Origin of the sequence: Streptomyces sp. NBC_00457 (genome assembly GCF_036014015.1) — a bacterium.
Taxonomy (GTDB): Bacteria; Actinomycetota; Actinomycetes; order Streptomycetales; family Streptomycetaceae; genus Streptomyces.
On record NZ_CP107905.1, the window covers coordinates 5,652,708 to 5,672,253 of the forward strand.

A 19,546-nucleotide genomic window follows, 5' to 3' on the forward strand; every position below is an offset into this window, starting at 1 on the left:
CGCCGATCACTCAGCCGGTGCAGTGCTCTGCGCGGCGGAGCGCCATTCATCCTCGAGAATGCTGAAGATCAGGGAGTCTCGCCAACCGTCGCGGATCAACTGGGTGTGACGCAGGCGTCCCTCATGCGTCATACCGAGCTTGGCCAGCACCCGAGACGAGCCGACATTCCGCGGGTCACAAGTGGCATAGATCCGATGGAGCCCCAACTCGCCGAAGCCATAAGCAAGAAGCCGCCGCCCGATCTCTGCCCCGATGCCCTGCCCCCAGACACGCGGATGCACGATGTAAGAGATCTCGCCCTGACGCTGGATGTCACTGCGAACATGCAGTTCACCCATGCCCACCACGTTCCGCCCGAAGCGGGCCACGTAGGGGAACCGGCGCTGGGGGCTGTCCGACCAGGCTTTGACCGCGCCTTCCACGAAGTCCCGCGTCTCATTCTCTGTGTTCGGCCCCCACGGCTGATAGCGACATGCCTCTCCCAGACACGCCCATGAGTGAATGGCCGCCCAGTCCTCCAAAGCGATCTTGCCTAGGGTCACCGAGGGCCGACTCATAAGAAGATCATGTCCACTTCAGCATGTCGTCTTCAAGAGCGAACCGCACACGTGCTCATGCTCGCCACCTTCCCTCTTTCCTTCAACATAGGCTCGCTCCGTGAAGGTCTTGATCACCGGGATGTCTGGCACCGGCAAGTCGACGGCACTCCATCACTTGCGCAGGCGAGGCCACAGGACGGTGGACACCGATGCCGACGCCTGGAGTCATTGGGCGACACTGCCGGACGGTTCTGCCGACTGGATATGGCGTGAGCAGGCCATCACCGACCTGCTCAGCAGCCACGGCGAGGGCAGCCTCTTCGTTGCCGGATGCAAGACCAACCAAGGCCGGTTCTATCCACTGTTCGACCAGATCGTGCTGCTGAGCGCACCTGCCGATGTGCTGCTGGCCCGCATCGCAGCCCGGACCACCAACCCCTACGGCAAGCGGCCCGAAGAACGGGCCGCCGTACTCCACCACCTGGCCACCGTCGAACCGCTGCTGCGTGCGACCGCGACCGTCGAGATCGACGCCACCGCATCCATCGAGCGCGTCGTTCAACAGCTGGAAGAACTCACAATGCCCTGACCTCGGAACAAGCAGCACCCGGCGTCTGGGGAATTGCGTGATCGTCCACACTACTAACAGACGGACTGCCGCCTGTCCGGCCCTGAGCCTTGGCCGCTTCCAGACCCACGTGGGCCGGTCCTTGATCAGGGACCGCTCAACTCGGCCACGGCACCGATGATCGGGAAGAACGGGCGCCCATCCGCAGACGTGGTGTCCACGGTGCTGAGAGCACCGGTGATCACCTTGAAGCCGATTCCGCGCTTTGCTACTGAACTTGAATGTGTGATGTCGGTCCGCCAGCTGTGACAGCCGGTGACACGCCGGGGCAATGGCCCTCGTCGCGGCAGCGTCCATCAGTAGACGATGGACACGATCTGGCAGGCGGCTTCGGTGAGTTGGCGTTCTCCGCTGATGTGGGCTCGGGCGAGGGCAGTGCCAGGCTCGATGCCGCGGGTGCAGAGTCGCCAGGCGGTCTCTGGGTCCAGCCGTACTGATGCGGCCGGCCGACCGGTGGGCGTTTCGGCCAGTGACCAGCGGTCCGCGGTGGCGGTCACGGTCCAGGTGCCCATGGCCGGCTCATCGATGGCCACCTGGAGTTGTGTCCCGGCGGGTGCGGGCGTGTGACGCAGTGTGTGGGGCAGTGCCCTCATGAAGGTGTCCAGGACCGTGGCCAGAGCGTGGGGCTCCGGGTCAGTGTCCTGGCCGGTGGCGTGGCGGATCTGCTGGCGGTGGGTCCAGTACTCGGTGAACTCCCGAGCGACGTCCAGCCACTTGGGCGCCGGGTCGGCCCCTGCCCAGGACACTCCCAGGCCCGTTGCGTCGAGGTCGGTGCCCTCGAACTGACGGGTGACCTGGGTCCCGGCCAGTTCCAGCGCCTCGATGAGCTGGGCGGGGCTGTGATCGGCATGGAGGTCGATCCATTCCTGGTTGATCCGGTGGATGAACCCTTCCAGCGTCTCTCCGGCCGCCACGGCGCGCTGGTGGCTCTCTGTGCTCCAGCCGAGACGGCCGTGGTAGTCGCCGAGGATGTGGGCGGCAAGATCGTGCACGGTCCAGCCCGGGACCGCGGCCCTGCTCCACTCATCGCGCCGCAGACCGCGTAGCACGTCGAGGAGCGACGCCAGCTCCGGCCCGAACAGCGGGCGAGTGTCGATCGGCTTACCCAGCCAAGTGGGGTCGGATACGTCGTTGGGCTGGAGACTCATGGTCAAAGCCTGTCAGCCGGGAGGCTCGGTCTTCCATCGAATACCCCCTCACCTCACAGACGGGAGGGGGGCATGTCGGTCAGTCGCTCATCATCAGGCCAGTGCCGGCCAGACAGCCGTCGACCAGGGCGGGCCGGCACTGGATCTGCTTGAGTCTGCGCTGCACGGCCCGGGCGATCTGGGCGAGGTCGGCTGCGGCGAGGTTGCCGAGGTCGCGTTTGATCAGCGACCAAATGCCCCCTTGCGGGTTCAGGCCGGGTGCGTAGGCGGGCAGTTGGAAGACGGTGAGCCACGTGGCGTTCGCAGCGATGAACTCCGGCATCCCTGCGGTGAGATGGAGGCGCACGTTGTCCCGGACGAGCACGATGGGCCCGCCGAGCTGGATGCGGGCCCGCACCACCCGGTCGCGCAGGTCCCGCCAGCCGAAGCCCTTCGGCTGTCCCCGGCGGCCCCGGTACTAGGGCGCGTATTGGACCGGTAGACCTTCGTGCGTGACGCGAGTGCAACTGACTGACGCGGAGTGGGAGTTCATAGGGCCGTACCTGCCGATCGGCAGGTACGGCCCATATCCCGAGCGGCTGCGGCAGCAATTCGAGGGCGTGATCTGGCGGTTCAAGACCGGTGGACAGTGGCGGGAGATGCCGCAGGAGTTCGGCGCCTGGTCGACCGTTCACAACCGCTTCCGGCAGTGGCGTGGGCGTGACGCCGGCGTCTTCGAGGCCTCGCTGGAGGGTCTGATCGCGGAAGCCGCGAAGCGGGGTGCAGTGGATCTGTCCCTGGTCAGTATCGACTCCACCACCGCGCGCGCTCACCACGATGCAGCTGGGATGCACCTGGGCGAGGACGTCCTCGCCGCCCTGGAGAAGGCTGCCGTCGAGGCGGAAAAGGCCAAGTCAAAAGGGGCGGCCTCGAAGAACAAGACGGACAGGACACCGAGACCGATCCCGGGCGTGAAGAGCGGCGACGTATCCGGCGTCGGCGAAAACTCCGGCTGAAGGCCGCCCTCCTGGGACGCTCTAGGGGCGGGCAGACCAGCAAGGTTCACCTCGCCGCCGACCGCCAGTGCCGCCCGCTGGCGTTCGTGCTGACCGCGGGCCAGGCTGCGGACAGCCCGCAGTTCATCCCCGTCCTCAAGAAGTTACGGGTCCGCGGCCTCGTCGGGCGCCCCCGCACCCGGCCGGACGCGGTCGCCGGAGACAAGGCCTACTCCTCCCGCGGCAACCGGACCCACCTGCGCAGGCGCGGCATCAAGGCAGTGATCTCGGAGAAGAAGGACCAGGCTGCCAACCGGAGGAAGAAGGGCTCCGGGGGCGGCCGGCCGGTCAGCCACGACGCCGACCTCTACCGGGAGAGGAACATCGTCGAGCGCCTGATCAACAAGCTTAAGGCTTGGCGGGGTGTCGCCACCCGATACGACAAGACCCCAGACAGCTACCTCGCGGGCCTACACCTTCGTGCCTCGATGATCTGGATCAAAGATCTCACCCGAACGACCCGTTGATCACGACTCAATCTGCATCGACAGGTTCGGGAGGGCGGGGGATGCCCTGCCGTATTCTGCGAGCCATGACGCGCTATGTGGTCGATGCCAGGACCTTGCTGCACATCGTGTCGACCGGTGTGCAGATCAGTCCCGATCATCAGCTTGTCGCACCAAATCCCGTGCGGTCGCAGGCACTTTCGCTGCTCTTCGAACGGGTCAGATGCGGCGAGCTCGACGAGGTCGAGGCGTTGCGAATGCACGAGCGCCTGACCGAGGTGAAGATGCGGCTGCTGGGCGACCGGGTCTCCCGTCGCACAGCCTGGCGGATCGCCCGGGAGCAGGGGTGGGACACTATCGGGGACGCCGAATACCTCGCCGTGACGCGGCTTCAGGCTGATGCGCTGGTCACGATCGATGAGGCATTGGCTCGTCGGGCGGACGGCATCGTTCCCGTGGCGTCGCTGGACGCTCTGAGTTCCTTGTAAGGCGCTCGCAAGCGAGCATTCTGGCGATCGCTGGCCCGGCCTGCCCGAGCTGGAGGGGCGACCATTCTTTGGATCTGCCCTCAGGGATTTTTTGACGTACGGAGCGTGCGCCGGGCAGGGCACCCACGTTCCCTTCCCGGCGGACGCCCGCCTCACCGTCGTATCGAAGTAGTCACCCACCCCAACACCAGCCACACCCCCGCCACCGCGCACACCCCGCCCCAGCCCCAGTGGCTGAAGGCGCTCCCGGCGAGCGCGGACGCGATCGCGCCGCCCGCGAAACCTGCGACGACATACGCGGTGTTGGCGGTGGCCGGGGTGGAGGTGGTGGTCAGGGCGAGCGTCTGGTTGGCGACGTGGGACGCGACCAGGGCCGCGTGGATCACGATGGCGGCGACGAACAGGGCCCACATCACCTGCCCGCCGAGCCAGAAGAGCGGCACGGACACGGCGGCGAGGAGAAACGCGGACCGTACGACCCTGGCGGCGCCGAAGCGGTCGACGAGGCCGCCCGCCAGCGGCGCGACCGCGCTGGCCGTGAGACCGAAGAGGCCGAAGAGCCCGGCGGTGGCGGTGGTCAGGTCGTACGACTCCCCGGTCAGCAGCAGGGCCAGCGAGGTCCACAGCGCGCTCCAGGCACCGAACATCCCGGCCTGCCGCAGGCATGCGCGCCACAGGTCGGGCGAGCCGCGCACGACCCCCGGCAGCGAGACGAGCCCGGCGAACAGCGGACCCATGCGCCGGCGCCGCCCCTCATCCGGCAGGACGAGCGCGGTGGCCAGACCGAGTACGGCGGTCAGGACCGCGGCCCCGATGAACACCACCCGCCAGCCGAAGGCCTGTCCGACCAGCCCGCCGAGAACCCTCGCGGCGACGATCCCGGTGAACAGCCCCGCGATGACGGCCGCGACATGGCGGGCACGGCGTGCGGCAGGGGCACGGGCCGCGACCAGCGGAACGAGTAGCTGGGGTATGACCGTCGCGGCGGAGGCGATGAACACGGCGGCCGCGAGGGCGTCCGTGCCGGAGGCCGCGGCACCCGCGAGCAGCGCCAGCGTGGTGGCCAGGGAGAGCAGGGCGACCAGACGGCGCCGGTTCACGCTGTCGCCGAGCGGGGCGAAGAAGAGCAGGCCGGCGGCGTAGCCGAACTGCGCGACCGAGGCGATCCAGGCCACGGCCGAGGGCGTCGTGCCGAAGTCGCGGGCGATGAGGGGGAGCAGTGGGGCGGCGATGTAGATGTTGGCGGCCGTGACGGCGGTGCAGACGGCGATGAGGACGAGGAAGAGGGTGGGGGCCTTGGATTCCCGGCCTTGGGTGGCCTGCTGACCCTGATGAGCCTGCTGGCCCTGATGTGCCTGATCGCCCTGCTGGCCTTGAATGCCCTGCTGGGCCTGCTGGCTCCGATCCTTCTGGTGGCCCGGCGAGGCGACGGCCGTGTTCTGGCTGGGGACGGCTGACGGCATGAGCGGAGGGACTCCTTCGAGTGGGCTCTAGCAACCAACTAGTTGGTTGATGTCAGGCCCAACAGCATGCGCCACCCCCGAATTCCCGTCAACCAAACAGTTGGTTACTCCCCCGCTACCCTGTCCCCATGGCAGCAAGAGACCCCGAAGCCACCAGGGCCCGGATCTTCGACGCGGCGGTCGCCGAGTTCGCCCGGTACGGCATCGCGGGCGCCCGCATGGACCGCATCGCCACCGCGGCCAGGGCCAACAAGCAGCTGATCTACGCCTACTTCGGCAACAAGGCCGAGCTGTTCGCGCGCGTCCTCGAGAAGAAGATGCTGGACCTCGCCGAATCCGTCCCGGTCGACCCGGACGACCTCGAGGGCTGGATCGACCGCCTGATGGACTACCACGCCGCCCACCCCGAGCTGCTGCGCCTGCTCTTCTGGGAGGGCCTGGAGTACGGCACCGCGGAGCTGCCCGACGAATCCGAACGCCAGGACCATTACGCCCGCAAGGTCGCCGCCCTCCAGGACGGCCAGGACCGAAGTGTCGTCACCAACGCCATCCCGGCCCGCGACCTGCTGTTCCTCCTGACAGCCTTGGCCAACTGGGCCGTGGTCGTCCCCCAGATGAGGCGCATCCTGGCCGGCGGCGAGGACACCGACCGCGACCGCCTGCGCACGTCGATCAAGGAAGCGGCGCGGAGACTGACGGCCCCCTAGGACCTGCAGACCGGCAGGACCTGTAGGGCTATAGGACGACCGATAGGCCCATAGGACCTGTCCGGCGCATCAGCAGCGCCTGCCTGCCTTGCCCCTGCCGCACGCCCTGGTTCGTTAGTTCGTCCCGATCCGCGCGAGCAGGTCCACGATCCGGCTCTGGACCTCCGTACTGGTGGAGCGCTCGGCGAGGAACAGCACGGTCTCGCCCGACGCCAGCCGCGGCAGATCGGCCTGGTCGACGGCGGCGGTGTAGACGACGAGCGGGGTGCGGTTGAGCTGCCCGTTCGCGCGCAGCCAGTCGACGATCCCGGCCTGCCGCCGATGCACCTGCATCAGATCCATCACGACGAGATTCGGCCGGAACTGCCCCGCCAGCGTCACCGCGTCGGCATCACTCGCCGCCCGTGCCACCTGCATCCCGCGCCGCTCCAGCGTCGCGGTCAGCGCCAGCGCGATCTCCGCATGCTCCTCGATCAGCAGCACACGCGGCGGATGCTGCTCACTGTCGCGAGGCGCGAGCGCCTTCAGGAGTACGGCCGGATCGGCGCCGTACGCCGCCTCCCGCGTCGCCTGCCCGAGTCCGGCCGTTACCATCACCGGCACCTGCGCGGCCCCCGCCGCCTGCCGCAACGACTGGAGTGCCGTCCGTGTGATCGGCCCGGTCAGCGGATCGACGAACAGCGCGGCGGGGAAGGCCGCGATCTGCGCGTCGACCTCCTCGCGCGAGTTCACGATGACCGGCCGGTACCCGCGATCGCTCAGCGCCTGCTGCGTGGTCACGTCCGGCGCGGGCCACACCAGCAGCCGGCGCGGATTGTCCAGCGGCTCCGGCGGCAGCTCGTCGTCCATCGGCTGCGGTCGCGGCGGTTCCTTCACCTCGACGGCCCCACCGGGACCGTCCAGCGGCTCGGGCCCCTCGGCGGCGTTCTCGTCCGGTGCGCCTATGGCGTACGACCGTCCGGCGGCCTCGGTGGACTGCGCCAGCCGGGAACCGCGCGCCGACGTCTGCTCGCCCGAGGGATGCGGCCGGGCCGCCTGGTCGGGCCGGTCGGGTGGCGTACCCAGCTTCCGTCGCCGACCGCCGCTCGTCTGCGGCGGGGCCGGCGCGGACGCCGCCTGCTGCACCTGCGCCGCCTGCCTGCTGAACGGCACCCCCTGCCCCAACGTCCGCACACTGATCGCCCGCCCCTGCGTGGAGTTGGGGTCCACGGGAGCGGCGGCGGTCGCCTCGGCGGGCAGCGGCTGAGCGGCCCGCTGCGGCGCCGCGGCGTTCTCGGGGGGCAGGGGCGCGTTCGGCGGTACGGGGGTGGCGGCGCCGTTGGGAGGCACGGCGGCGCCGGTCGGGTTCGGCGGCATCGGCGCGGGGGCGGCCCCGTTCGCCGGTGCGGGGGCGCCCGCGCCGGAGCTGCTGTCGGCGCCGGGCCACGGCTGGGCGGGCGTGCCCTGAGGTGCACCGGTCTGCACGCCGGGCGCGGCCTCCGCGGGGAGTGGCTGACCGGGGGCGGTGTGCGGGCCAGAGCCTGACGGCTGGACGCCGGTGGCCTGCGGAGCAGGGAGGGCGGGCTGCGGAGCGGGGAGGGCGGGCTGCGGAGCGGGGAGGCCGGGCTGCGGAGCGGGGAGGCCGGGCTGCGGAGCGGGGAGGCCGGGCTGCTGTGCGGGGGAGTTCTGCGCGGGGGTGCCTGGGGCGCCTGGGGCGACTTGGGCAGCCGAGGCAGCAGCCTGGGCCGCAGGTGCGGGACCCGCCTGCGCGGGGACCGGCTGCTGCGTCGCCGGGCTCGCCTGTACGGGCTGACCGGGGCCCGCCGTCGGTACGGCCTGCGGCTGAGCCGCGGCACCCTGCGGGGGCACGTTCACGGCGGGCTGACCCACGGCGGGCGGGCCCACGGCCGGCTGACCGGGTACGGCTGCTGCCTGTCCTGGCTGCGGCGTGCCAGGAACACCGGCTTGCGTCGACGGGGCCAACGGACTCACGCCGGGCTGACCGGGGACTGGCTGCCCTGGGGCGGCTGCGCCTTCGATCGCGTGTGTTGCCGGAACCGGTTGCCCTTGGGGCGCGTGTCCGGAAACCGGTTGCCCTTGGGGCGTGAGTTGCGGAACCGGTTGCCCGGGTGCCGCGTGCGCTGTCGGCGTCGCCGGAATCGGCTGCCCGGGTGGCACCTGCACGGCCTGCCCCGGCCCCTGTCCGTGAGGCCCCTGCCCATGGCCCGGAACCCCGGTGCCCTGGGGAGGCACGTTCGCACCGGCCTGACCGGCCACGGCCTGCCCCGCCTGCACAGGCACACCCTGCCCGGCACCCTGCTGCACCGGAGCCCCCGTCGGCTCCGCAGCCGCAGGCTGGGCGACCGCCCTCCGCCGACGTCCCGTGGGCGCGTTCGTGGGATGCGGCTGCGGCGGGGTGTGGTCGTCGGACTGATCGTGCGCTACGGCGTCGTGCCGGCCGTCGTCGATCTGTGCGTCCCCGGCCGCACCGGGAGCGGGCATCTGTACGGGCGCCTGCCCCTCGGCGCTTACGGGCGCCCGGTCGGCGTCGGCGGGCGGCAGGGCGAACACCGCGCGCGGGGCCGCTTCCTGAGCGGCGGCACGTTCGTTGGCGGCGGCCAGGGCACGCCGGCGTCGCCCGGTCGGCTGCGCGTTCTCCGCGGCGGCACCGTTGGGAGCGGCGGGCAGCGCGGCCGGCAACGCCTGCTGGGCTCGCTGCCCCGCGGGCAAGGCACCACCACCACCGTCGGACGTGGGCACGCCCTGCGGCGGCACCGTACCGCCCAGGCCGGACCCGGAGGCCGCGGCCCCGGCGGCATGCTCGGCGGCCGTGACGACGGCACCCTCGGACACACCGGCAGCGAGCTCGAGGCCCGCACCGGGCGCCGTACCCGCAACCGAACCCTCGGCAGGCCGCCCCCGCCGCCGCCCGGTACCGCCGGACCCGTCACCCGAAGCCTGAGCCTGAGCCGGAACAACGGCCGTACCCGCGGCCGCACTCGCCCCCTCGACCGCACGCCTCCGCCGCCGTCCGGTGGGCGCCGAACCCTCGGACCCCCCGGAGCCACCGGACTCACCGCCGCCGCCCGGCACCTCACTCTCCAGGAAGGCGTCCACGGAGGACCGCCGGGCCCGCCGCCGTCCGCCGACGGAGGTCTGCTCGGCCTCCTGCGGCTCAGCAGCCGCGGCGTCCGAAGCCGGCACCGCACCCGCCCCGCCGCCGATCGGTACCTCCAGGACGAACGCGCTCCCGCTCATCCCCGGCACCTCATGCGTCTGCAGCACACCGCCGTGCGCCCGTACGATCCCGCGGACGATCGGCTCGTGCACGGGGTCTCCCCCGGCGTACGGCCCGCGCACCTCGATCCGTACGACCTCACCGCGCTGCGCCGCCGCCACCACAACGGTGTTGTCCATATAACCGCCCGCGGACACGGGCGAGTTGCCGGTCGCGTCGACCCCGGCGACATCCGCGACGAGATGCGCGAGCGCGGTGGCCAGGCGGGCCGCATCGACCTCGGCCTCGATGGGCGGCGCGTGGACGGCGAACTGCACGCGCCCCGGTCCGATCAGCTCGACGGCCCCGTCGACACCGGCGGCGACGACGGCGTCGAGCATCACCTTCGTACGGACGATCTGCTCACTGCCCGCGTCGATCAGCTGATACGCGAGGACGTTGTCGATGAGCTGGGTGATCCGCGAGTACCCGGCGGACAGATGATGGAGCACCTGGTTGGCCTCGGGCCACAGCTGCCCGGCGTCATCGGCGGCAAGGGCCGAAATCTCCCGCCGCAACTCGTCGAGCGGCCCGCGCAGGGACCGCCCGAGCAGCGTCAGCAGCTGCTCATGCCGCCCGGCGAGCGCCTCGAACCGGTCCTTCTCGCGCTCGGCGAGCGCGGCATACCGGTCCTCGCCGGCCGCGAGCTCTTCTTCGTGCTGCTCGCGCAGCTCCTCGAGCTCGGTGACGTGCTGCTGGCGCAGCGCGGTGAGATCGGAGGCGTGCTCTTCACCGAGCCGCTCCAGTTCCTGAGCGTGGCTCTTGTCGGCGGCGGCCTTCTCCTCGGCGAGGCTGTCGTACGGCCGCCGGTCGGTGAAGGTCAGCACCGCGCCGACGAGCTGGTCACCGTCGCGCACCGGCGCGGTCGTCAGGTCGACCGGGACCTTCTCGCCCTTCTTCGACCACAACACCTGCCCGCGCACCCGGTGCTTGCGCCCGGAGCGCAGGGTGTCGGCGAGCGGGGACTCCGCGTACGGGAACGGCGTGCCGTCGGCGCGCGAGTGCAGCATGAGGTCGTGCAGTTCGCGTCCACCGAGATCGCTGGCTCGATAACCCAGTATCTGAGCGGCCGCCGGATTGACGAGCACGATCCGCCCGTCGGTGTCCGTCCCCACCACACCCTCGGAGGCGGCCCGCAGAATCATCTCGGTCTGCCGCTGTGACCGAGCCAGCTCGGCCTCGGTGTCGACAGTCCCCGACAGATCCCGTACGACGAGCATCAGCAGCTCGTCGGAGGTGTAGCCGTAGCCGTCGTAGGCCTGCTGCCCGTTCTCCAGGTTCGCGCTGGTGACCTCGACGGGGAATTCGGTGCCGTCTGTCCGGCGGGCGGTCATCCGCGTCGGCTTGGTCCGCCCGCGCGGGTCCATGTGATCGGGCCGCCGCATGGACCCGGGAATGAGCTTGGAGTCGAACTCCGGCAGCAGGTCGAGCAGTCCCCGCCCGACGAGCGCGGTCCCCGGCGTTTCGAACGCCTCGAGCGCGATGGTGTTGGCATTTACGACGGTCCCATTGGCGTTGACCAGGACCAACGCGTCGGGAAGCGCGTCCAGTATGGCTGCGAGGCGAGCAGCGCCTCGGGATGGCCTGCTGCTCACGAGACGCTTCCTCCCTGTTACCGCACCTTGCCCACCGCTCCGGCCATCTTGCCAACCCGCCCGCGGTGTGTCACGCGAGGGAGTCTAAGGGCTGCGGTTGCGCTCGCGACGCCGGATGAGAGGGAGGTCGCACGACGAAGTGACGACGACGTGACGCGGAAGACGACCCAGAACGCGTCACCCTGCGTTTTCGCCCCACCGTCACGTCGCGAGACCTTCGCGGGACTTTTACGGCGCCTCTGATTCCGTAATGAAGTGCCTATGAGGCAGGCGTTGAGGCGCTCACGAGGTTGACGCGCCGCCGACTCAAGACGACGTCGCGGCACGACCTCAGGACGACCGAGCGAGATCGGGCAAGAGCGGCACTAGCCGGTCCCACCGGGCGATCTGGCACCCGTCACTGCGGCTGTACGTCGCGTCGACGGGCCGCCGGCCCCACGTTCCGGTGACATGGGCGGTCGCGTCGCCGCCGTACTGCATCGTGCAGATGGTGCCGTCGGGCACGGGAGCGAAGGTCTCCCGCCCCCACCGCGTACTCCGATCCACGGCCGCACACGCACCGCTCGCCTCGGGGTGGCTGCCACCGACGGGATGGCAGTACAGCTCATACGTCCCGTCCGCATCACCGCCCGCGTGCCGCACGGAGACGGTCAGGTGATCGCCGCTCCGGTCCTCGTCGCGGACGGGCGGAGGAGCGGCCTCGACATGACCGGCGGCGGACGACGGCGCCGCCGGCAAACCGGCCGCGGCGACGGAGGCGACGGCGGTAAGGAGAATCCGGGTGGCCCGGTTGACCTGCAACATGACCTGACTAACGCCGTACGGCCCCCACGGTTGCGCCCCGCCCCGCCGCACCTCAAGCCCTTTGCCCTGCGGCCTGCCTGCCTAGTACCGTGGGGGGCGATTGGTGACACCACGCTCGACTGTGTCATCATCTGCACGCACCACTCGCGCTCGCGCGAGCGGCTGTGCGGGAGGCGTCGCCTAGTCCGGTCTATGGCGCCGCACTGCTAATGCGGTTTGGGCCTTAAAGCCCATCGAGGGTTCAAATCCCTCCGCCTCCGCGCAAGATCACCGAAGCCCCGGTCCACCCGACCGGGGCTTCGCCCGTCCCGGCCCCCCTGAACCTCGTTTCCGCAGGTCACAAGGGCTACAGCAAACGGATTTCACATGGCGGCGGCAGTCATGTAATGTTCTTCCTGTCGCCGCGAGCGGCCCAGCAGGGCCCAGAACAGCGACAAAAACAAAAGAACACAAGCACTCGTAGCTTAACGGATAGAGCATCTGACTACGGATCAGAAGGTTGCAGGTTCGAATCCTGCCGAGTGCACATAGGTGAAAGGCCCCGGAGAGATCCGGGGCCTTTGGCGTTTCATGGGCGTACCGCAGTGAAGTACAGCTCGGGGTGATGCTGGCGATGGGGCCCGAGTCGTCCGAAACCCGCCCACGCCAAGGCTCCCGGCGCCGGCATGCTGGCAGGTCCGAGTATCGGACCGCGGCTCGAGGGGGACAGCGTGATCGTGAACCGGCGTGTCGGCAGCGAACAGCCTGCCACGTCGCCGAAATCGCTGCTGCTGCTGCTGCAACCTGTGACACCGCGTACAGCCAAGCTGCCAACGGTCACTTGATCGACCTCTTCGCAGCGCTTCCGTTACCGGGAACCACAGAAGGGAAGGACTTCTGGGAGCGCATCCGCGGCACCGGAGGCAGCGCAGCCTGGAACATCCACCCTGCCAACATAGGCGGGCCCTTCTTCCGCCGCGTCCGTGGCGGCAACGAGGGCGGCGTCGCCTCCCGGGCCTGAGCTTCCTGGAGGAGCTGACGCCATCTCAGCGCAGGGCCGTGGCAGAGGTCATCGGCTCAGTTCGTGACCGTGGCACCATCCCAACGCCGGAGCAAACCCCCGGATCAGGTCGAACCCGTACACCACTTCCCTGGACGCAACCGTCGGCGACAGTTCGAAAGGTCACAGGACCGTGGGCGATTCTTCGAAGCCTGGCGCCGCGCCTGACCGCCTGGCGCACACCGCATTGCAGTACGGACCATGAGCTGCCCGTGCCCCATCCGTGCCTGATACGGCGGGGACCGTGGGAACACAGGGCAGCCAGGACTGGACAGGGCGGAGGGGCCCCTATTCAGCGTGGCGTTCGAGGCCAAGAAAGAACAACTTGGCCTTGGCGCTCGACTACGGGTGGTCACAGAGGGAATTGGGTTTCCGTATTGCCCTCATTTCGTACCTGACGCCACTGGCAAGGGGTTCCGTCCGTGGACCCTGCCTGAGATAGGGATCAGAAGTATCCCCATCAGAGTCCACGTGGCGAAACCTCACGCAGTACCCATCTCCGATCCAGACGCCCGCGGTGAACGGGTAGCCCGAATACATCCCGGCTGGAATCAGGTCGTCGTAGGTCCCGTGCTGGTGAGGGCCACTCAAGGACCTGAGGGCCCCGATGGGGACCGTTCCTGTGTTCAGGACGGTGTTGACCGGCTGCGCTGCGGCTGCCGGAGGACCTGAGAGCAGTGCCGCACCGACAGCCGCGACAGAAGCCAACGCGGCACCATGCCGTGGCCTTATGAATCTACGCATGATTGATTCCTTCCCTTCGGGTCTCCCGAGCTCCGTTCGTGGTCGAACGGCCCACTGGCCGGATCCGCTGGGTGGATAGGGAAGTCAAAAGGGCCCCCCGTCCCCTCGGTGCCACTGGTCGTCGCCCACGATGGGGCGCGCAGGTGGACGGGCACCTTGTGAAAACCTTGCTTCCCTAGTCAGCTGGGCTGCGGCGGGGGCTCGGCGTCCGGAGGGAAGAGCACACAGGCAGTCACGTTCGGATCGATCACGGCCGCGCGCGTAGAGCTACGACGGTTACGGGATCAGGCTGCTGTGCAGTAAGGCAGTGGGGTGGTGCGTCGGTTCGTGTTTGGTGCGGCGTGCTGGGCCGGACTCGGGTTCCTCCGGGCCGGGTTGAAGACGAACAGGCGCAGCACCAAGAAGCGGCCGATTCCGGCGAGGCCGGCGGCGGTCAGGTAGATGGTCTGTTCCCAGAGGAGCGTGGGTGAGGGCTGGACCGTGTGGAGGGTGAGTATCGCGGTGGACGTCACCGCGTACGCGGCCGTGGCTGAGCCTGCTGACTGGAGGTGGCGGCGCAGGCCGGGGCGGTGTCCGGTGCCGAACGTGAACAGGGCGTGGAGTTCGGTGCAGAGGAGGGTTGAGGCGACTGTGATGAGCGCGTTCGCCAGTGTCCAGGGCATGAGTGTTGCCGTCAGCGGCACCGCCGCGCTGGAAAGGACGCCGACGCCGCCTCCGCACACCACGAAACGGACGAAGGATGCGAACGGACCGGGGGCGCCCGCGATGCGGATTGCGCTCTCCTCCTCGCCCGTCGGCCCCAGCTTCGCGGCGCTCGGCTCGTACGCCATCTCCTGGTTCGGCGAACGCAGCGACTTCATGGGGAAGTTCCTTCCGGGCAGGGACCGTTGAGACTCGGTGATCAGCTGCGTCAACGATCCCGTCAGAGGCTCCGCGAAACGAGGACGCAGCCTCCCGTATCGAAGGTGTAGCCAGCCCTACCAACGGGGTGCGGTTCGCCGTACGACGCCTGCCCTCGTCAGGTCATTCCGCGCGAGCCGTGACACCGTGCGATGCCGCCAATCATGACCGCGGGCGTTGGGGCGGTGGTGAGCCGTGGAGTTCGCGCAGCTCCTCGATGTACTCCAGCGCCAGACCGGTCGTGCGGGTGAACCAGTCGTTCAGTACGGCGATTTCGGCGGCGGAGTAGTCGGCGAAGAGGGTGTGGAGGCGGGCGTAGTAGGGGCCGTAGAGGGCCTCGACGCGGGTGACGGCGGCGGGGACCGCGGCCAGGCGGACGCGGCGGCGGTCGGTGGGGTCGGGGCGGCGGGTGATGAAGCCGGCGCGTTCCAGGCGGTTGATGATGCCGGTGGCGGCGCCGGTGGTGACGTGGGCGTGTTCTGCGAGGTCGCCCGCGGTGAGGAGGTTGTCGCCGGCCTTGAGGACGCAGGCGAAGCAGAGGAGGTCGGTGACGTTCAGGCCCAGCCGCTGGGCCATTTCCTGCTGACCCAGCAGGTGGGTGGCGATCAGGGAGTCCATCGCTGACAGGGCCTGGGCCGGGGTGGCGGTCGGGCGCGGCTTGGCTGACATCGCAGTTCCCTGTTTCCTTAGTGCGTGAGATGTTTAGGTGCTAAATTTCTTACGGGGTGAGGGATATTTCATGAGGATCCATCCTCGCCCATACAGCGGACGTCCGCTGCCCAAGAAGGAGGCAGGTACGTGAGCGCACAGTATGACGAGGGCCATACGGTCGCGGGATGGACCGGATTCGGCGTCGCGTCCGTCGGGGCGGTTGTGGTGGGGGTGGGGGTGTGTGCGGTCTCGGCCGCTTTGATGGCGGTCGGGCTGGCGGTTGGGGTCGTGAGCGTCCTTGTCACCTGGGTGCTGCATCTCGCCGGGTGGGGCAAGCCGCCCGGGCGCAGGCCCCGGGAGCAGTGGGGGATGCGGGTTCGGGATTCGGCGGCGCGTGAGGGGCACGCCGGGTGCCTGGGGTGCCGGCTGGCGGGGCGGGGGCGGCGTACCGCTGCAGTGGCCACGCCTGTTGCCGCGGTCGGGGAGCCCGAGGGTGCCGCCGCTGTCGAGTCCGTGGGCTGAGCGCGGTCGGATCTTGGCCGAACGGCGTTGTCAGTGGCTGCCCTTACAGTCGTAGGCGATGGCACAAGCATGGAAGTGCTCGGGGCTGCGGTGGGCGGCGGGTGGTCCCGTGCTCGTGTGGGACGGTGGGTGGCGTAGTGCGCTGACCAGGGGGAAACGGGTGGCCTTCGGGGTCGCGGACGGGGGTGTTCGGGAGTGTGTGGGAGCACGGGGGAATGCGTGTCCGGTACGGGCGGGCGTGCCGGGGCGGAGTACGGGGGCACGGTGCGAGGAGTGTGCGCGGCTGGACCGGGCGCACTCCGTGGCCGCCGACACGATGGCCGACGATCCGCGGCCGTATCACGTATATCTGGCCTGGTTCGGGCCAGGGATGGTGAAGGTCGGGATCACCGCCGAAGAGCGTGGGTCCGCGCGGCTGTTGGAGCAGGGGGCCGTGTGCTTCAGCTGGCTGGGGCTCGGGCCGCTGATGGCCGCGCGGCGTACTGAGGAGCTGCTGCGCGCCGCACTCCGGGTGCCGGATCGGATTCCGTACGGCGACAAGCGGGCCGTGCGGTCGGGCCTGCCGGGGACGGCCGAGGAGCGGGCCGCCGAGCTCGGCGAGTTGCATGCGCGGGCGGTGGCGCTGGGCGGGTGGCCGGAGTCGCTGGTCCGTGAGCCGTATCGGCCCGTCGACCACACCGAGGTGTTCGGGCTCGTCGGCCTTCCGGATCCTGTCGGTGAGGTGCGCGAGCTCGTCCCGGGCGGGGTCGTCAGCGGGCGGCTCGTGGCAGCCGCGGGGCCCGATCTGCATCTGGAGAACGGGGGCCGGGTCGTCGTGCTGGACACGCGGGTGATGACCGGGTGGCAGCTGGTGCCGGTGGCGAGTGATGAACTCACCGTGCCGGTCAGGGAGTTCAAGACGGTGGAGGTGACTGTCCAGGACGGGTTGTTCTAAGGGGTTGTTCTGACGGGTTGTTCTGACTCGTTGTTCTGAAGGGCGGTGTCGGTGGGTGTCGGGCGGTGTCGGTGTGTGACCCCGCCGGGTGTGAGGCTCAGTGGCTGCCCGCGGTGACGCTCAGCCGTTGCTGGGGTCCTCTGGAGATTCCCAGGCGCTCCCTGAGAGGTACCTGTGCGTTTCTCAGGAAAATCACAGGTTCCAGAAAGGGTGCTCTAAGAGGGGCCCGACAAGGTACCTGCTATGACCACGACCTCGCCCCAGGGGCGCACCGAACTGCTGAGGCCGGACGGGAGCCCCGTCCGAGTGCTTGTGGTGGACGACGAGCTGTCGATCACCGAGCTGTTGTCCATGGCTCTTCGCTATGAAGGCTGGCAGATCCGCAGTGCGGGGGACGGCCAGGGTGCCGTTCAGACCGCGCGGGAGTTCCGGCCGGACGCCGTCGTTCTCGACATGATGCTGCCCGACATGGACGGGCTCGCCGTGCTCGGGCGGTTGCGGCGGGAGCTGCCGGACGTTCCCGTTCTGTTCCTGACCGCGAAGGACGCGGTCGAGGACCGGATCGCCGGGCTCACCGCGGGCGGGGACGACTACGTCACCAAGCCGTTCAGTCTGGAGGAGGTCGTCGCCCGGCTGCGGGGGCTGATCCGCCGCTCCGGTGCCGCCGACCGCCGCTCCGACTCCGTGCTCGTCGTCGGGGACCTCACGCTCGACGAGGACAGCCACGAGGTGAGCCGGGCCGGCGACAACATCCATCTCACGGCCACCGAGTTCGAGCTGCTGCGGTTCCTCATGCGCAATCCCCGGCGGGTGCTCAGCAAGGCGCAGATCCTTGACCGGGTCTGGTCGTACGACTTCGGCGGGCAGGCGAACGTCGTCGAGCTGTACATCTCGTATCTGCGGCGGAAGATAGACGCCGGGCGGGAGCCGATGATCCACACCCGGCGCGGTGCCGGTTATCTGATCAAGCCCGCGGCTTCATGAGCGGGCGACGACGGCCGCGTGCGCAGAAGCGGCAGCGGCGGATGGGGCAGCCGCGCACCCTGCGGACGCGGCTTGTCGTCGCGTCCGTGGTGTTGATCGCGGTGGTGTGTGCGGTGATCGGGACCGTGACGACGCTGGCTCTGCGTTCGCATCTGTACCAGGAGCTGGACGGGCAGGTGAACGAGGCCAGCAAGCGCATCTCGGCGCCCAAGAAGCTGCCCGGTGCGGGGCCGGGCGCGGGCGATCAGGGGGCGAACGGCTCGGGAGCGGACAGTTCCTCGACGACGGACCGGCTCGAGGAGTTCGTCACCAAAGGGCCGACGCAGGCGAACACCATCGCCGCCCAGGTCGGCACCAACGGCACGGTCACCCGAGCGGTCATCGCCGAGCAGGTCTCCTCCGACGATGGCGACTACCTCAGGGACATGGACGACGTCGCGCTCAACGATGCCCAGATGACCGTGCTCAACGAGGTTTCCCAGGACGGCAAGCCGCACACCGTGACCCTTCCCGACCTCGGTGACTACCGCGTGCAGTACGTCAAGAGCGTCGACGGCTCCGCTTCCTACTACGTCGCCCTGCCGACCGACACGGTCACCAGCACCGTCAACACGCTCATCCTCGTCGAAGTCAGCGTCACCGGCGCCGGCCTCATAGCTGCCGGCATAGCGAGCTCCGTCCTCGTCGGCGTAGCCACCCGCCCCCTCCGCAAGGTAGCCGCCACAGCCACCCGCGTCTCCGAACTCCCCCTCCACACCGGCGAGGTCAACCTCAGCGAGCGTGTCCCCGAGTCGGAGACGGACCCGCATACCGAGGTCGGGCAGGTCGGGGCGGCGCTCAACAGGATGCTGAACCATGTGCATGGGGCGTTGCACTCACGGCAGCAGAGTGAGATGCGGGTGCGGCAGTTCGTCGCGGACGCCAGCCATGAGCTCAGGACGCCGCTCGCCTCCATCCGGGGGTACGCCGAGCTGACCAGACGCGGCAGGGAAGAGGTCGGGCCGGACACCCGGCACGCGCTTGGACGGATCGAGTCCGAGGCTGGCCGGATGACCCTGCTCGTCGAAGACCTGCTGCTGCTCGCGCGTCTGGATGCCGGACGGCCGTTGCAGTTCGAGCAGACCGACCTCATCCCGCTGGTCGTCGACACCATCAGCGACGCCCGCGCGGCCGGCATGGACCACAACTGGCGGCTCGACCTGCCCGACGAACCCGCCCTCGTCTCCGGGGACGCGGCGCGGCTCCAGCAGGTGCTCATCAACCTGCTCGGCAACGCGCGCAAGCACACCCCGCCGGGTACGACGGTCACCGCGCGGATTCAGCGGCGCGGGCCCTGGATGTGTGTGGACGTCGAGGACAACGGCCAGGGCATCCCGTCCGATTTGCTGCCGCGTGTCTTCGAACGGTTCGCGCGCGGTGACTCGTCGCGCTCCCGTGCCTCCGGCTCGACCGGTCTGGGGCTCGCCATCGTGCAGGCCGTCGCCACCGCGCACGAGGGTGCGGTGACCGTGGACAGCGTCCCGGGACGCACGGTCTTCACGGTGCATCTGCCGGCGCTCGCCCCGCAGACGCCCCGTCCGTCGCCCGAAACGAACTGGCAACTGCACTCACAGGCACAGCACAGTCCCACCACACCGATGCAACAGCGGGCTTGAGAAGAGTC

14 protein-coding genes, 2 tRNA genes and 2 pseudogenes are annotated in these 19,546 nt (G+C 69.6%); 10 read left to right on the forward strand and 8 right to left on the reverse strand.

Translation table 11 applies throughout. The features are described from left to right. Window positions 1–6: 6 nt before the first annotated feature. Entirely contained in the window at window positions 7–543 is a 537-nt protein-coding gene (locus OG828_RS25705) for a GNAT family N-acetyltransferase (protein WP_328502439.1), read from the reverse strand. A 115-nt stretch (window positions 544–658) separates the two neighbouring features. Between OG828_RS25705 and OG828_RS25710 the strand changes: the two genes are divergently transcribed. Further along, on the forward strand, window positions 659–1,129 hold the full coding sequence (locus OG828_RS25710) for an AAA family ATPase (protein ID WP_328502440.1): 471 nt from the start codon (window positions 659–661) through the stop codon (window positions 1,127–1,129). A gap of 335 nt (window positions 1,130–1,464) precedes the next feature. Here the strand turns inward: OG828_RS25710 and OG828_RS25715 are convergent, their stop codons facing one another. Both OG828_RS25715 and OG828_RS25720 read right to left on the reverse strand, forming a co-directional pair. Then, entirely contained in the window at window positions 1,465–2,316 is an 852-nt protein-coding gene (locus OG828_RS25715; protein WP_328502441.1) for a maleylpyruvate isomerase family mycothiol-dependent enzyme, read from the reverse strand. Between the two features lie 79 nt (window positions 2,317–2,395). Continuing rightward, window positions 2,396–2,773: pseudogene (locus OG828_RS25720) on the reverse strand (transposase); the annotation flags it as partial. 34 nt (window positions 2,774–2,807) lie between these two features. Between OG828_RS25720 and OG828_RS25725 the strand changes: the two are divergent. Both OG828_RS25725 and OG828_RS25730 read left to right on the forward strand, forming a co-directional pair. Then, window positions 2,808–3,817: pseudogene (locus OG828_RS25725) on the forward strand (IS5 family transposase). Window positions 3,818–3,882: 65 nt separating this feature from the next. Continuing rightward, on the forward strand, window positions 3,883–4,284 hold the full coding sequence (locus tag OG828_RS25730; RefSeq protein WP_027741163.1) for a hypothetical protein: 402 nt from the start codon (window positions 3,883–3,885) through the stop codon (window positions 4,282–4,284). Window positions 4,285–4,436: 152 nt separating this feature from the next. Here the strand turns inward: OG828_RS25730 and OG828_RS25735 are convergent, their stop codons facing one another. Next, the gene (locus tag OG828_RS25735) at window positions 4,437–5,747 is read right to left on the reverse strand and encodes an MFS transporter (protein WP_328361516.1); all 1,311 of its coding nucleotides are present in this window, start codon (window positions 5,745–5,747) and stop codon (window positions 4,437–4,439) included. A gap of 128 nt (window positions 5,748–5,875) precedes the next feature. On the opposite strand from OG828_RS25735, the gene OG828_RS25740 reads away from it, so the two are divergent. Beyond that, on the forward strand, window positions 5,876–6,454 hold the full coding sequence (locus OG828_RS25740; RefSeq protein ID WP_328502443.1) for a TetR family transcriptional regulator: 579 nt from the start codon (window positions 5,876–5,878) through the stop codon (window positions 6,452–6,454). A 114-nt stretch (window positions 6,455–6,568) separates the two neighbouring features. On the opposite strand, the gene OG828_RS25745 is transcribed toward OG828_RS25740, so the two are convergent. Continuing rightward, window positions 6,569–11,305 carry a hybrid sensor histidine kinase/response regulator gene (locus OG828_RS25745; protein WP_328502444.1) on the reverse strand — a complete coding sequence of 1,579 codons (4,737 nt, stop codon included), beginning with the start codon at window positions 11,303–11,305 and terminating at the stop codon, window positions 6,569–6,571. 330 nt (window positions 11,306–11,635) lie between these two features. Continuing rightward, on the reverse strand, window positions 11,636–12,109 hold the full coding sequence (locus tag OG828_RS25750; protein ID WP_328502445.1) for an SSI family serine proteinase inhibitor: 474 nt from the start codon (window positions 12,107–12,109) through the stop codon (window positions 11,636–11,638). A 169-nt stretch (window positions 12,110–12,278) separates the two neighbouring features. On the opposite strand from OG828_RS25750, the gene OG828_RS25755 reads away from it, so the two are divergent. Both OG828_RS25755 and OG828_RS25760 read left to right on the forward strand, forming a co-directional pair. Beyond that, window positions 12,279–12,369: transfer RNA gene (locus OG828_RS25755), tRNA-Ser, on the forward strand. A gap of 193 nt (window positions 12,370–12,562) precedes the next feature. Further along, window positions 12,563–12,635, forward strand: a tRNA-Arg gene (locus OG828_RS25760). Window positions 12,636–14,176: 1,541 nt separating this feature from the next. Here OG828_RS25760 and OG828_RS25765 read toward each other — a convergent pair. Both OG828_RS25765 and OG828_RS25770 read right to left on the reverse strand, forming a co-directional pair. After that, window positions 14,177–14,752 carry a hypothetical protein gene (locus OG828_RS25765; protein ID WP_328502446.1) on the reverse strand — a complete coding sequence of 192 codons (576 nt, stop codon included), beginning with the start codon at window positions 14,750–14,752 and terminating at the stop codon, window positions 14,177–14,179. Between the two features lie 202 nt (window positions 14,753–14,954). Beyond that, a complete protein-coding gene (locus tag OG828_RS25770) occupies window positions 14,955–15,461 on the reverse strand; it encodes a MarR family winged helix-turn-helix transcriptional regulator (protein ID WP_328439818.1) in 507 nt (168 codons plus the stop codon). Between the two features lie 129 nt (window positions 15,462–15,590). Between OG828_RS25770 and OG828_RS25775 the strand changes: the two genes are divergently transcribed. The 4 genes from OG828_RS25775 to OG828_RS25790 all read left to right on the forward strand — a co-directional run bounded on the left by OG828_RS25775 (window position 15,591) and on the right by OG828_RS25790 (window position 19,538). After that, entirely contained in the window at window positions 15,591–15,965 is a 375-nt protein-coding gene (locus OG828_RS25775) for an HGxxPAAW family protein (protein WP_328502447.1), read from the forward strand. Between the two features lie 58 nt (window positions 15,966–16,023). Then, the gene (locus tag OG828_RS25780; RefSeq protein ID WP_328502448.1) at window positions 16,024–16,899 is read left to right on the forward strand and encodes a DUF2797 domain-containing protein; all 876 of its coding nucleotides are present in this window, start codon (window positions 16,024–16,026) and stop codon (window positions 16,897–16,899) included. A 243-nt stretch (window positions 16,900–17,142) separates the two neighbouring features. Beyond that, window positions 17,143–17,883, forward strand: a complete 741-nt coding sequence (locus OG828_RS25785) for a response regulator transcription factor (protein WP_185806597.1) — start codon at window positions 17,143–17,145, stop codon at window positions 17,881–17,883. After that, window positions 17,880–19,538 (forward strand): HAMP domain-containing sensor histidine kinase, encoded by a 1,659-nt coding sequence (locus OG828_RS25790; RefSeq protein WP_328502449.1) that lies wholly within the window; start codon window positions 17,880–17,882, stop codon window positions 19,536–19,538. Before OG828_RS25785 ends, OG828_RS25790 begins: the two co-directional genes overlap by 4 nt. The last annotated feature ends 8 nt before the right edge of the window (window positions 19,539–19,546 follow it).